16 protein-coding genes are annotated in these 13,117 nt (G+C 51.5%); 9 read left to right on the forward strand and 7 right to left on the reverse strand.

What is annotated here, in order from left to right:
* The first annotated feature begins 301 nt into the window (after positions 1-301).
* From frdA to frdD, 4 genes are read left to right on the forward strand one after another with little or no spacing between them, the layout of a single operon-like run.
* Positions 302-2,092 (forward strand): fumarate reductase (quinol) flavoprotein subunit, encoded by a 1,791-nt coding sequence (frdA, locus tag HVZ52_RS20660; RefSeq protein ID WP_016151402.1) that lies wholly within the window; start codon positions 302-304, stop codon positions 2,090-2,092.
* Positions 2,085-2,819 (forward strand): fumarate reductase iron-sulfur protein, encoded by a 735-nt coding sequence (frdB, locus tag HVZ52_RS20665; RefSeq protein ID WP_006686291.1) that lies wholly within the window; start codon positions 2,085-2,087, stop codon positions 2,817-2,819. Before frdA ends, frdB begins: the two co-directional genes overlap by 8 nt.
* 10 nt (positions 2,820-2,829) lie before the next feature.
* The gene (frdC, locus tag HVZ52_RS20670; RefSeq protein ID WP_016151401.1) at positions 2,830-3,225 is read left to right on the forward strand and encodes a fumarate reductase subunit FrdC; all 396 of its coding nucleotides are present in this window, start codon (positions 2,830-2,832) and stop codon (positions 3,223-3,225) included.
* 10 nt (positions 3,226-3,235) lie between these two features.
* The gene (gene frdD / locus HVZ52_RS20675) at positions 3,236-3,592 is read left to right on the forward strand and encodes a fumarate reductase subunit FrdD (protein WP_003025535.1); all 357 of its coding nucleotides are present in this window, start codon (positions 3,236-3,238) and stop codon (positions 3,590-3,592) included.
* Between the two features lie 44 nt (positions 3,593-3,636).
* Here the strand turns inward: frdD and ampR are convergent, their stop codons facing one another.
* The gene (gene ampR, locus HVZ52_RS20680) at positions 3,637-4,509 is read right to left on the reverse strand and encodes a LysR family transcriptional regulator AmpR (protein WP_016155499.1); all 873 of its coding nucleotides are present in this window, start codon (positions 4,507-4,509) and stop codon (positions 3,637-3,639) included.
* 131 nt (positions 4,510-4,640) lie between these two features.
* Between ampR and blaCMY the strand changes: the two genes are divergently transcribed.
* Together blaCMY and HVZ52_RS20690 are read left to right on the forward strand one after the other, a co-directional pair.
* Positions 4,641-5,786, forward strand: a complete 1,146-nt coding sequence (gene blaCMY, locus HVZ52_RS20685) for a CMY-2 family class C beta-lactamase (protein ID WP_181598646.1) — start codon at positions 4,641-4,643, stop codon at positions 5,784-5,786.
* A 93-nt stretch (positions 5,787-5,879) separates the two neighbouring features.
* Entirely contained in the window at positions 5,880-6,413 is a 534-nt protein-coding gene (locus HVZ52_RS20690) for a lipocalin family protein (RefSeq protein WP_016151398.1), read from the forward strand.
* Here HVZ52_RS20690 and sugE read toward each other — a convergent pair.
* Positions 6,410-6,727, reverse strand: coding sequence for a quaternary ammonium compound efflux SMR transporter SugE (gene sugE, locus HVZ52_RS20695; RefSeq protein ID WP_046275847.1), 318 nt, complete (start codon positions 6,725-6,727; stop codon positions 6,410-6,412). The two genes, HVZ52_RS20690 and sugE, sit on opposite strands and share 4 nt — an antisense overlap.
* 256 nt (positions 6,728-6,983) lie before the next feature.
* Between sugE and HVZ52_RS20700 the strand changes: the two genes are divergently transcribed.
* Entirely contained in the window at positions 6,984-7,583 is a 600-nt protein-coding gene (locus HVZ52_RS20700) for a LuxR C-terminal-related transcriptional regulator (protein ID WP_046275848.1), read from the forward strand.
* Positions 7,584-7,613: 30 nt separating this feature from the next.
* Here HVZ52_RS20700 and ecnB read toward each other — a convergent pair whose 3' ends face one another.
* The 3 genes from ecnB to efp all read right to left on the reverse strand — a co-directional run bounded on the left by ecnB (position 7,614) and on the right by efp (position 8,626).
* Positions 7,614-7,760 carry a lipoprotein toxin entericidin B gene (ecnB, locus tag HVZ52_RS20705; protein WP_016151395.1) on the reverse strand — a complete coding sequence of 49 codons (147 nt, stop codon included), beginning with the start codon at positions 7,758-7,760 and terminating at the stop codon, positions 7,614-7,616.
* A 107-nt stretch (positions 7,761-7,867) separates the two neighbouring features.
* Positions 7,868-8,002 (reverse strand): lipoprotein antitoxin entericidin A, encoded by a 135-nt coding sequence (ecnA, locus tag HVZ52_RS20710; protein WP_016151394.1) that lies wholly within the window; start codon positions 8,000-8,002, stop codon positions 7,868-7,870.
* Between the two features lie 57 nt (positions 8,003-8,059).
* Positions 8,060-8,626 carry an elongation factor P gene (efp, locus tag HVZ52_RS20715; protein ID WP_003025478.1) on the reverse strand — a complete coding sequence of 189 codons (567 nt, stop codon included), beginning with the start codon at positions 8,624-8,626 and terminating at the stop codon, positions 8,060-8,062.
* Positions 8,627-8,667: 41 nt separating this feature from the next.
* On the opposite strand from efp, the gene epmB reads away from it, so the two are divergent.
* Together epmB and yjeJ are read left to right on the forward strand one after the other, a co-directional pair.
* The gene (epmB, locus tag HVZ52_RS20720) at positions 8,668-9,696 is read left to right on the forward strand and encodes an EF-P beta-lysylation protein EpmB (protein WP_103766923.1); all 1,029 of its coding nucleotides are present in this window, start codon (positions 8,668-8,670) and stop codon (positions 9,694-9,696) included.
* 183 nt (positions 9,697-9,879) lie between these two features.
* Positions 9,880-10,743: a YjeJ family protein gene (yjeJ, locus tag HVZ52_RS20725; RefSeq protein WP_181598647.1), complete on the forward strand. Its 864-nt coding sequence runs from the start codon at positions 9,880-9,882 to the stop codon at positions 10,741-10,743.
* 86 nt (positions 10,744-10,829) lie between these two features.
* Here the strand turns inward: yjeJ and HVZ52_RS20730 are convergent, their stop codons facing one another.
* Entirely contained in the window at positions 10,830-11,183 is a 354-nt protein-coding gene (locus HVZ52_RS20730; RefSeq protein WP_016151391.1) for a DUF4156 domain-containing protein, read from the reverse strand.
* A gap of 252 nt (positions 11,184-11,435) precedes the next feature.
* Positions 11,436-13,082: a chaperonin GroEL gene (groL, locus tag HVZ52_RS20735; RefSeq protein ID WP_003025464.1), complete on the reverse strand. Its 1,647-nt coding sequence runs from the start codon at positions 13,080-13,082 to the stop codon at positions 11,436-11,438.
* Positions 13,083-13,117 lie beyond the last annotated feature (35 nt).

The raw sequence follows: 13,117 nt of genomic DNA on the forward strand, positions 1-13,117 counted from the left end.
AGGGCACGAAGTCTACTCGTATCGCGTTAACGAGACAAATTTCGCGCGCCAATAATCCACACTGGCAATTGGATAAAAAAAGCGACATGGGGTGGTTTAGTAATTAAATTAATCAAATTCAATGATAATTCCCCCCTTTGACACGCTAAAAAAATCGAACACGTCAAATTTCCCGCACATCCCTGAGACTATACTATTGTACCTATAAAGGAGCAGTGGAAACGCGTTCATAACCTGTTTGAAGCCGATGAAGCATCTGATTTCAGGCAGGAATGAAATAACAACAATCTGGAGGAATGTCGTGCAAACCTTTCAAGCCGATCTTGCCATTATAGGCGCCGGTGGCGCGGGATTACGTGCTGCAATTGCTGCCGCACAAGCAAATCCCAACGCTAAAATCGCACTGATCTCAAAAGTGTACCCAATGCGCAGCCATACCGTTGCTGCCGAAGGCGGCTCTGCTGCTGTCGCGCAGGATCATGACAGCTTTGACTACCATTTTCACGATACGGTAGCAGGCGGAGACTGGCTGTGTGAGCAGGATGTCGTGGATTACTTTGTCCACCACTGCCCAACTGAAATGACGCAACTGGAACAATGGGGCTGCCCATGGAGCCGCCGTGAAGACGGTAGCGTCAACGTACGTCGCTTCGGCGGTATGAAAATCGAGCGTACCTGGTTTGCCGCGGATAAAACCGGCTTCCACATGTTGCATACGCTGTTCCAAACATCTTTGCAGTTCCCGCAGATTCAGCGCTTTGACGAACACTTCGTTCTGGATATCCTGGTTGATGATGGCCATGCTCGCGGCCTGGTTGCCATGAACATGATGGAAGGCACGCTGATGCAGATCCGTGCTAATGCTGTTGTGATGGCAACGGGCGGCGCAGGTCGTGTTTACCGTTACAACACCAACGGCGGCATCGTAACTGGCGACGGTATGGGCATGGCGCTGAGCCACGGCGTTCCGCTGCGTGATATGGAATTCGTTCAGTATCACCCGACGGGTCTGCCAGGCTCTGGTATCCTGATGACCGAAGGCTGCCGTGGTGAAGGCGGTATCCTGGTCAACAAAAACGGCTACCGTTATCTGCAAGATTACGGCATGGGTCCGGAAACCCCGCTGGGCGAACCGAAAAACAAATACATGGAACTCGGTCCGCGCGACAAAGTTTCTCAGGCGTTCTGGCACGAATGGCGTAAAGGCAACACCATTTCCACCCCGCGTGGCGATGTGGTTCACCTCGACCTGCGTCACCTCGGCGAGAAAAAACTGCTCGAACGTTTACCGTTCATCTGCGAACTGGCGAAAGCCTACGTGGGTGTCGATCCGGTTAAAGAGCCGATCCCGGTACGTCCTACCGCGCACTACACCATGGGCGGTATCGAAACCGATCAGCACTGTGAAACCCGCATTAAAGGTCTGTTCGCTGTGGGCGAATGTTCCTCTGTTGGTCTGCATGGCGCTAACCGTCTGGGTTCTAACTCCCTGGCGGAACTGGTGGTCTTCGGTCGTATGGCCGGTGAACAGGCTGCAGAACGTGCTGCAACGGCTGGCGCTGCAAACAGTGCCGCGCTCGATGCGCAGGTTGCTGGCGTTGAAAAACGTCTGAAAGATCTGGTTAACCAGGAAGGTAACGAAAACTGGTCTAAGATCCGTGACGAAATGGGCCTGTCCATGGAAGAAGGTTGCGGTATCTACCGTACACCGGAACTCATGCAGAAAACCGTTGATAAACTGGCGGAGCTGCAGGAACGCTTCAAGCGCGTCCGTATCACTGATACCTCCAGCGTCTTCAACACCGACCTGCTGTACACCATCGAACTGGGTCACGGTCTGAACGTTGCTGAATGTATGGCGCACTCTGCTCTGGCGCGTAAAGAATCCCGCGGCGCGCATCAGCGTCTGGATGAAGGCTGCACCGAGCGTGACGATGTGAACTTCCTCAAACACACCCTCGCCTTCCGCGATGCTGACGGCACGACTCGCCTGGAATACAGCGACGTGAAAATCACCACTCTGCCACCGGCTAAACGTGTTTACGGTGGCGAAGCGGAAGCAGCCGATAAGAAGGAGAAGGCGAATGGCTGAGATGAAAAACCTGAAAGTTGAGGTGGTGCGCTATAACCCGGAAACCGATACCGCGCCGCACAGTGCTTTCTACGAAGTTCCTTATGATGAAACCACGTCACTGCTGGATGCGTTGGGCTACATCAAGGATAACCTGGCACCGGACCTGAGCTACCGCTGGTCCTGCCGTATGGCGATCTGCGGCTCCTGCGGCATGATGGTCAACAATGTACCTAAACTGGCGTGCAAAACCTTCCTGCGTGATTACACCAACGGCATGAAGGTTGAAGCGCTGGGCAACTTCCCGATTGAGCGCGATCTGGTCGTCGACATGACGCACTTTATCGAAAGCCTGGAAGCGATCAAACCGTACATCATCGGTAACCCGCGTACACCGGATCAGGGTCCAAACACCCAGACTCCGGCGCAGATGGCGAAGTATCATCAGTTCTCCGGTTGCATCAACTGTGGTCTGTGCTACGCCGCGTGCCCGCAGTTCGGCCTGAACCCAGAGTTCATTGGACCGGCTGCGATTACGCTGGCGCATCGTTACAACGAAGATAGCCGCGACCACGGTAAGAAGGAGCGTATGGCTCAGTTGAACAGCCCGAACGGCGTCTGGTCCTGTACTTTTGTGGGCTACTGCTCCGAAGTCTGCCCGAAACACGTCGATCCGGCTGCGGCCATTCAGCAGGGTAAAGTTGAAAGTTCAAAAGACTTTCTTATCGCTACCCTGAAACCACGCTAAGGAGTGCACGATGACGACTAAACGCAAACCCTATGTGCGACCAATGACGTCCACCTGGTGGAAAAAGCTGCCATTTTATCGTTTTTACATGCTGCGCGAAGGCACGGCGGTTCCGGCAGTCTGGTTCAGCATTGAACTGATTATCGGCCTGTTTGCACTCAAGCATGGTGCAGAGTCCTGGATGGGCTTTGTCGCCTTTTTGCAAAACCCGGTGGTGGTGATCCTGAATATTATCGCCCTGGCAGCAGCGCTGCTGCATACCAAAACCTGGTTTGAGCTGGCGCCAAAAGCTGCCAACATCATCGTAAAAGACGAAAAAATGGGGCCAGAGCCGATCATCAAAGGTCTCTGGGCAGTTACTGTGGTTGCGACAGTAGTAATACTGTTTGTTGCCCTGTTCTGGTAAGGAGTCCGGAATGATTAATCCAAATCCAAAACGCTCTGACGAACCCGTATTCTGGGGCCTGTTTGGTGCAGGCGGTATGTGGAGCGCAATCATTGCGCCGGTGATGATCCTGCTGGTCGGCATTATGCTGCCGCTGGGCTTTGTTCCTGATGCTTTCAGCTATGAACGCGTACTGGCATTCGCTCAGAGCTTCATCGGACGTGCGTTTCTGTTCCTGATGATCGTTCTGCCGCTGTGGTGTGGTTTACACCGTATGCACCACGCGATGCATGACCTGAAAATCCACGTGCCTGCGGGCAAATGGGTATTCTACGGACTGGCAGCTATCCTGACCGTTGTAACGGCTATTGGGATCCTGACCATCTAATCGCATGCGTTAATTATCAGGCCCGCCAATGGCGGGCCTTTTTATTAGTGCAGCATCCCGGTCAACCAGCGGGAAAACTCACGCATCGCGGGCGTCTCCGGACGAGATTGTAAACGCGTTATCCAGTAACTCCCCAGATCAATCTGCGTTAGAAAAGGCTGCACGATACGTTCACTACTGAGCAAATGCGTGAACATTCTTACCGGTGCAATTGCCACACCAATCCCCGCCTGCGCGGCTTCCAGCATTGAGACGGACGAGTCAAACACCACCACGTTGTGCGTCGGTGACGGAGGCGCTTCTCCGGCGGCCTGCATCCAAAGCGTCCATTCATCACGCCGATACGATCGTAATAACGGAAATTTCAGGATATCCACAGGTGCTTTAATCTGCGAGGCCAATGTCGGTGAACACAGCGGGGACATCAGCGCGCTACACAAATATTGCGCATCGGTATCGTGCCAGGCTCCTCCTCCGTAGCGAATAGTATAATCCAGCCCTTCGGCGGCGGGATCCACACGGTTATTGTGGGTGGAAATATGCAAATCAATATGCGGACAGTGGCGCTTAAAGTCGCTCAACAGAGGGAAAAGACAACCGACCGCAAAGGTCCCCACCACGCCAATTTTTAGTTTTTCCTGAGTCTGTTTAGTGGCAAAACGATCCAGCATCCCCGCCATACGATCGAAAGAGTCATTAAGTACAGGTAACAGACTTTCCCCTTCAGTCGTCAACATTAACCCTCGAGAACCACGTACAAAAAGCTGACAATTCAGCTGTTGCTCCAGCGCTTTCACATGCTGGCTTATTGCAGAATGCGTCACGTTGAGCTCAATCGCAGCGCGGGTAAAGCTGAGATGTCTGGCCGCTGCTTCAAAAGCCCGCAGCGAGTTAAGGGGGATATAGCTACGTGTCATTATCTGGCCTGTTAGAAAAACTTATATCTGCTGCTAAATTTAACCGTTTGTCAACACGGTGCAAATCAAACACACTGATTACGTCTGACGGGCCCGGACACCCTTTCGCTTTTAATTACGGAACTGATTTCATGATGAAAAAATCGATCTGCTGCGCGCTGCTGCTGACAGCTTCTTTCTCCACGTTTGCCGCCGCAAAAACAGAACAACAAATTGCCGATATCGTTAACCGCACCATCACACCGCTGATGCAGGAGCAGGCTATTCCGGGTATGGCCGTTGCGATTATCTATCAGGGGAAACCTTATTACTTTACCTGGGGTAAAGCCGATATCGCCAATAACCGTCCAGTCACTCAACAAACGCTGTTTGAACTCGGATCGGTCAGTAAAACGTTCAACGGCGTGCTGGGCGGCGATGCTATCGCCCGCGGCGAAATTAAGCTCAGCGATCCGGTCACGCATTACTGGCCTGAACTGACTGGTAAGCAGTGGCAGGGTATCAGCCTGCTGCACTTAGCCACCTACACGGCAGGCGGCCTGCCGCTTCAGGTTCCGGACGACGTTACGGATAAAGCCGCGTTACTACGCTTTTATCAAAACTGGCAGCCGCAATGGGCCCCAGGCGCTAAACGTCTTTATGCTAACTCCAGCATTGGTCTGTTTGGTGCCCTGGCGGTCAAACCCTCAGGCATGAGCTACGAAGAGGCGATGACCAAACGCGTCCTGCGCCCCTTAAAACTGGCGCATACCTGGATTACGGTTCCGCAGAGCGAACAAAAAGATTATGCCTGGGGTTATCGCGAAGGAAAGCCAGTGCATGTATCCCCTGGCCAACTTGATGCCGAAGCCTACGGGGTGAAATCGAGCGTTATCGATATGACCCGTTGGGTTCAGGCCAACATGGACGCCAGCCAGGTTCAGGAGAAAACGCTCCAGCAGGGCATCGAGCTTGCGCAGTCACGTTACTGGCGTGTTGGCGATATGTACCAGGGCCTGGGCTGGGAGATGCTGAACTGGCCGGTGAAAGCCGACTCGATAATTAGCGGTAGCGACAGCAAAGTGGCACTGGCAGCGCTTCCTACCGTTGAGGTAAACCCGCCCGCGCCTGCCGTGAAAGCCTCATGGGTGCATAAAACGGGCTCCACTGGCGGATTCGGCAGCTACGTTGCTTTCGTTCCAGAAAAAAACCTTGGCATCGTGATGCTGGCAAACAAGAGCTACCCAAACCCTGTTCGCGTCGAGGCCGCCTGGCGCATTCTTGAAAAACTGCAGTAACGGACAAGGAGGCCCTGGATATTGGGCTTCCTTTCTTTCTCTTTTTTTCCTGCTGTCATCTACACTTAACAAAAATCCAGCAAGGAAAATCCCATGCGCATTCTGCCCGTCGTTGCTGCAGTTACGGCTGCATTTCTGGTTGTCGCTTGCAGCACCCCAACCCCCCCGAAAGGTGTTACCGTAGTAAATAACTTTGATGCCACACGCTATCTGGGCACCTGGTATGAAATTGCGCGTTTCGACCATCGATTCGAACGCGGACTGGAAAAAGTGACTGCTACCTACAGCCTGCGCGACGACGGCGGTATCAATGTTATTAACAAGGGCTATAACCCGGACAGAGGAATGTGGCAGAAAACGGAGGGGAAAGCCTACTTCACTGGCGACCCAAACCGCGCTGCGCTCAAGGTCTCGTTTTTTGGCCCCTTCTATGGCGGGTATAACGTGATTGCCCTCGACAGGGAATATCGTCACGCGCTGGTTTGCGGGCCGGATCGCGACTACCTGTGGATCCTTTCACGGACCCCTACTATTTCAGATGAAATGAAACAGCAAATGCTGGCCATCGCGACCCGGGAAGGGTTTGAGGTGAATAAGCTGATTTGGGTAAAACAGCCTGGTGCTTAGTGGGTGCTCAGCTTGAGGCCAATAATACCGGCCACAATCAGCCCGAGGCTCAGTAACCGCGCCGGGCTGGCAGATTCACCCAGCAGCAGAATCCCTGTAATGGCCGCCCCGACTGCGCCGATACCCGTCCATATGGCATAGGCGGTTCCTACAGGCAACGTACGCATTGCCCAGGAGAGCATGGCGATACTGACGATCATTGCCACAATAGTGATAATGCTTGGCGTCAAACGCGTAAAACCGTGGGTATATTTCAGGCCAATCGCCCAGACAACTTCGAGCAGACCTGCAATTAATAAAACGATCCAGGACATATCAGGCTCCAGAACAATGGGGCCGTCCCCGGTGAAAGAAGCGTTTGCAGGTCGTCCTGCAAAGCTGATGTGTGAAATGGCATTTTTGCCCGAGAGAAAATGAATTTCAACCTTTTTATTCGCTGCCCGCTAAAAGCAAGAATTAAGCATAATTAGCGGCGTAGTTCCCGCATTTGGCACTCATCGGAGTTCTCTATGATGAAGGGCTTTCTGAATCCGGAAAGTCGATTGCCTCTCTTCTGAATGCGAAAAGGTTATGCTTAAAATTTTAGTGATTGACCGGTGCCACTTTACCCGCACAGGGATTGAGGCCTTGCTTAATCATTCTGGCAGGTTCAGCTCCTCATTTCTTGTGTCAGGGATCAATAATCTCCTGTTAGCAAAAGAGCATATTTTGCAGTGGAAGCCGCATCTGGTGATCGCGGATTTATACAGTTTTATTAGCGAGACGCATACCAGTCCGCCAATTAAACCCTTTTTCATGAGCTGCGGCGTCATCCCGCTGATTTTACTGCAATCAGTTGAAAGACAGCACACTTCAATGGCTTCCTCTCAATCCGTCGCCTATTCGGTCTTAACCAAGCACACCACGCTGAACGCGCTCTCACACACGATTCAGGAGGCGCTACAGCTTCGCCCCACGTTAGAAATAGCCGAAAACGCGACTCCGCTGCTTACGCCGCAGGAGGAGAAAGTATTGTCGATGTGGATGGATGGAGTGAGTAACAATGCGATAGCCGCCGCACTCAGCATTCATGGCAAGACGGTCTACACCTATAAACGGAATATCCGCATGAAACTGCACATGGGGAACCGCTTCTCGCCGTTTCTCTCACTCCCCGGGAAGGGGAATTAACGGTACGACGTGACGTCGTACCGTTCATGATTATTGTTGAGCTTTTGTCGCTGCACCAGAGATTGCGCTACCGCCCTCAGAGATATCCTGCCCAACACCTTTCGTGGTATTGCACGCAGTCAACACTGAAGAAAGAACCAACACAGAAAAGATCGCAGCAATTGTCTTTTTAACCATAACGTCTTCCTTTTCTAGCCAATATTGTTTGTGTATAGCTCATTAATAATAGACAAGATCCGGAAGTGTGATGGATAAACAACCGTTTTTAAGACTATGAGAGAGTGTTAGCTGGCGGCGTGAGAGATTGAATTGCCAAGATGTTTGATGTCTTCACCGAAGCCGCGCGCGGTATTACAACCCGCCAGGAGAGTGCTGGTGAAAAGGATGAGCATTACAAGACTGAGAAGACGTTTCATCATTCCTGCCCTGGAAAAAGTATGGCGCAGCAACCTGCGCCATAAGATCAAATAGATATCTTATTTTACGCGAGAAACGTATTCGCCGGAGCGAGTATCCACTTTGATCACTTCACCGATCTGTACGAACAGCGGAACTTTAACGACTGCGCCAGTAGACAGAGTAGCCGGTTTGCCGCCAGTACCAGCGGTATCGCCTTTCAGACCTGGGTCAGTTTCAACGACTTCCAGCTCAACGAAGTTTGGCGGAGTCACGGAGATCGGCTGACCGTTCCACAGGGTCACGATGCATTCAGCCTGGTCCAGCAGCCATTTAGCGTTATCGCCTACCGCTTTCTCGTCTGCAGCCAGCTGTTCGAAAGTGGTGTTATTCATAAAGTGCCAGAACTCACCGTCGCTATACAGGAAGGTCAGGTTCATGTCGGCTACGTCTGCGCCTTCAGCGGAGTCGGTAGACTTGAAGGTTTTCTCTACGCGAGTACCGGTCAGCAGGCGACGCAGCTTAACGCGCGCAAATGCCTGGCCTTTACCTGGTTTAACGAATTCGCTGGCTTCAACCGCATAAGGTTCGCCGTCCAACATGATTTTAAGACCAGCACGAAAATCGTTGCTATAGTACGTTGCCATAAGGCCCTCTGAAAATTGTTAACTGGTAGCTAAGCCACAAAATGGCGCATATTGTAACCCTAAATACCCCATCCAGAGAAGATTGGTTATCGCAACTTGCCGATGTTGTGACCGATCCTGATGAACTTCTGCATCTTTTGAATATAGACGCAGATGAAAAACTGTTGGCCGGACGCGACGCGAGACGACTTTTCGCCCTGCGCGTACCGCGCGCCTTTATTGCTCGTATGGAAAAAGGCAATCCGGACGATCCGCTTTTGCGTCAGGTACTTACTTCCCAGGAAGAGTTTGTTGCTGCACCTGGCTACTCGACCGATCCGCTGGAAGAACAGCACAGCGTGGTCCCCGGTTTGCTGCATAAATATCGCAATCGGGCGCTGTTGTTGGTTAAAGGCGGTTGCGCGGTAAATTGTCGCTATTGCTTCCGCCGACACTTCCCGTATGCCGAAAACCAGGGCAATAAGCGCAACTGGCAGGTCGCCCTGGACTACATTAGCGCGCATCCTGAGCTGGATGAGATTATCTTCTCCGGTGGTGATCCGCTAATGGCCAAGGACCATGAACTGGACTGGTTACTCACGCAACTGGAAGCCATCCCGCACATTAAGCGTCTGCGCATTCACAGCCGTTTGCCGATTGTGATCCCCGCGCGCATTACTGAAGGACTGGCCCAGCGCTTTGCGCGTTCCTCCCTGCAGATTCTGCTGGTCAACCACATTAACCACGCCAATGAGGTCGATGAGGCGTTTCACCAGGCGATGGTCCGACTGCGTACCGCTGGCGTCACCCTACTCAACCAAAGCGTTTTGCTGCGTGGCGTGAACGATAACGCACAAACGCTGGCGAACCTGAGCAACACTCTGTTTGATGCGGGGGTGATGCCCTATTACCTGCACGTACTGGACAAAGTGCAAGGTGCCGCCCACTTTATGGTCAGCGACGATGAGGCACGTCACATTATGCGTGAACTGCTGACGTTGGTTTCCGGCTATATGGTCCCCAAACTGGCGCGTGAAATTGGCGGAGAGCCAAGTAAAACGCCGTTGGATCTGCAACTACGCCAACAATAACCATTATTGAGTGTCCGATTTCGGACACTCACCACGATTACTTATTATTTAAATCCTCACAAGTGGAGCCACGCTTTTAATCTGTGCTATTTTAATTAGCGCTATAAAATCATTAATTCATAATTTGTATCAGTAGAACCAAATTCAGAATATTAATAAATATATGGTTAGGGAGAACCTTTTATGGCTATAAGTATTAAGGGCATTAATACCGGTGTTATCCGTCAAAAGAATGAATTTATTGCTTTAGCATTAAAGATAAAAGAACCAAGGAATAAAACGTCGTTATTTTTTCTTTCTCCGCTTGGGCTAAGAGATCTGCTTATCGCCCTGGAAAGCAGGCTATCCGCCAAACATCAGCTTAGCGAAGACGAACATGCGCAATATGAGAAGGAATGCGATAAAGTCAGCAAAAAGATGCACGAAAATATTCCTTTGATTCAGGAAGATGAGCTAAAAAATGCCGACATTAATCGTCGCATAAATTCGCTGATATTAGTGGATGACAAAGGCGAAAACTTAACATTTTCTCTGACACTGCATGATGGACAAACGTGTGAATTACTGATTAATGAACTACAGATTCGGGTGCTGGTCCATGCTGTTATTCATGCAATAAATAATGCTGGCATGCGGGAATTAGCGCTACGAATTACATCGCTGCTGGATTTCCTGCCGCTGTACGATGTTGATTGCCAGGCAAACGACAATCTGGAATACGACTCTTATACGCACCCCGAATGGAAACAAAGCCTGTTTAATCATTATCTGGCGATTATTTACCGCTATACAGATGATCAAGGAAAAGCCCAGTTCTGTGGTTCGGTAGTAAAAACTCGCGCCACTTCCGGCAGCAAAGAGGCCGAAGCCATTACTCGCCGTCTTCTCGATTTCAGCCCACGGCTGAAAAAGCTTGCTGGTGTACCGTGCCAGGTGTTTGTCAGAACGTTGACGGGTGATAAGGCGCAAAAGCTCAATCAGGATCAGTGCCTGCGCGCGCTGCATCATTTACGCGCTCAGTCTGTGCATAACGCTCAAAATGCCTGATGTTTCTGCGCTTATCAGGCCGACGAATTTGTATCGTAGGCCTGATAAGACGTTGTAGCGTCTCCATCAGGCATCAACAGCATTTATCAATTTGGGCACTTATAAACCTGCCCAGTCATTTCACTGGCAGTAGGAACAAAGCTGGACAGCATTCCCTGTGATGGGCTGCTGACGCCATAAATCACGTTACCACCCATTGCCGCAGCCTGGTTACGCAGATCGTTTGCTGCGCCACGCATAGAGCCACCCTCTTCGCCGTGCTGGCCAGAAAGCCAGTTGCTTTGCGTACCGGTTGCAGTGCCAATCAGTTGACACTCTGCGCCAGGCTTCTCTTCGACGAAGCGTACGCTTTGCCCGGCTGAACTCAGTTCGTTGCTGGAGCTACAACCCGCCATCAGTAGCGCGGCACCAACGATCCCTGCTAAATATTTCACGTGCATGTCATTCCCCATAATCAATGAGCTGGACGTTATGTCCGTAGCTGAATCATATACTAAAAAGATGACCAAAAGAAAAACCCCCGGACATTTCTGCCCGAGGGTTTCTCATTTTTCGCGAGATACGTATTTAATCAAATAATTCAAGTTGCAGGCAGGCGGCAGGTTCATGAATCCCCCAGTGCTTACATGAGTAAGTGACTGGGGTAAACGAACGCAGCCAATGAACCTGCGGCTTGAAGTATGAAGATTAAATTACATCATGCCGCCCATTCCACCCATGCCGCCCATACCACCAGCAGCACCTAAGTCAGGCGCATCGCCTTTCGGCAGGTCAGTAACCATGCACTCGGTGGTGATCATCAGACCCGCAACAGAAGCCGCGTACTGCAGAGCTGAACGCGTTACTTTGGTTGGATCCAGGATACCCATGTCGATCATGTTACCGTATTCTTCAGTTGCAGCGTTGTAACCATAGTTACCGTCACCCGCTTTCACGGTGTTAGCCACTACAGACGGCTCTTCGCCGCAGTTCAGTACGATTTGACGCAGCGGAGATTCCATTGCGCGCAGCGCAACTTTGATACCTACGTTCTGGTCTTCGTTCTGACCTTTCAGACCGGCAATCTTAGACGCTACGCGAATCAGCGCAACACCACCACCAGCAACCACACCTTCTTCTACCGCAGCACGGGTCGCGTGCAGGGCATCTTCAACGCGGGCTTTCTTCTCTTTCATTTCAACTTCAGTCGCAGCACCAACTTTGATAACCGCAACGCCGCCTGCCAGTTTCGCTACGCGCTCCTGCAGTTTTTCACGGTCGTAGTCGGAAGTTGCTTCTTCGATCTGCTGACGAATCTGAGTCACGCGACCCTGGATTGCAGCTTCGTCACCCACGCCATCAATGATGGTGGTGGTGTCTTTGTTGATAACAACGCGTTTCGCCTGACCCAGATCTTCCAGAGTTGCTTTTTCCAGCTCCATACCGATCTCTTCAGAGATAACGGTACCACCGGTCAGGGTAGCGATATCCTGCAGCATCGCTTTACGACGGTCGCCGAAGCCAGGCGCTTTAACCGCCGCGACTTTCACGATACCACGCATGGTGTTAACAACCAGAGTTGCCAGCGCTTCGCCTTCAACATCTTCAGCGATGATCAGCAGTGGTTTACCGGCTTTTGCAACTGCTTCCAGCACCGGCAGCATTTCGCGGATGTTGGAGATTTTCTTGTCAGCCAGCAGGATGAACGGGCTTTCCAGTTCTACTGCGCCAGTTTCCGGCTTGTTGATGAAGTAAGGAGACAGGTAACCACGGTCGAACTGCATACCTTCAACCACGTCCAGTTCGTCCTGCAGACCGGTACCGTCTTCAACGGTGATCACGCCTTCTTTACCGACTTTGTCCATCGCTTCAGCGATCAGTTTACCTACGGTTTCGTCGGAGTTAGCGGAGATAGTACCAACCTGAGCAATAGCTTTAGAGTCAGAGCACGGTACGGACAGTGCTTTCAGTTCTTCAACGGCAGCAGCGACAGCTTTGTCGATACCACGTTTCAGATCCATCGGGTTCATGCCTGCAGCAACGGCTTTCAGACCTTCAGTGATGATGGACTGCGCCAGTACGGTTGCGGTGGTGGTACCGTCGCCTGCAGCGTCGTTCGCTTTAGAGGCAACTTCTTTCACCATCTGCGCCCCCATGTTTTCGAACTTGTCTTCCAGTTCGATTTCACGGGCTACGGAAACACCATCTTTAGTGATGGTCGGTGCACCGAAAGATTTATCCAGAACTACGTTACGGCCTTTTGGACCGAGGGTAACTTTCACTGCATCTGCCAGTACGTTTACGCCGCGCAGCATTTTCACACGAGCGTCGTTACCGAATTTTACGTCTTTAGCTGCCATTTTCTCTTTCCCTTAAATTCGTATGTTCAGTGTCG

This window comes from Citrobacter sp. RHB36-C18, from assembly GCF_013814485.1.
In the GTDB taxonomy this organism is placed as follows: Bacteria; Pseudomonadota; Gammaproteobacteria; order Enterobacterales; family Enterobacteriaceae; genus Citrobacter; species Citrobacter braakii.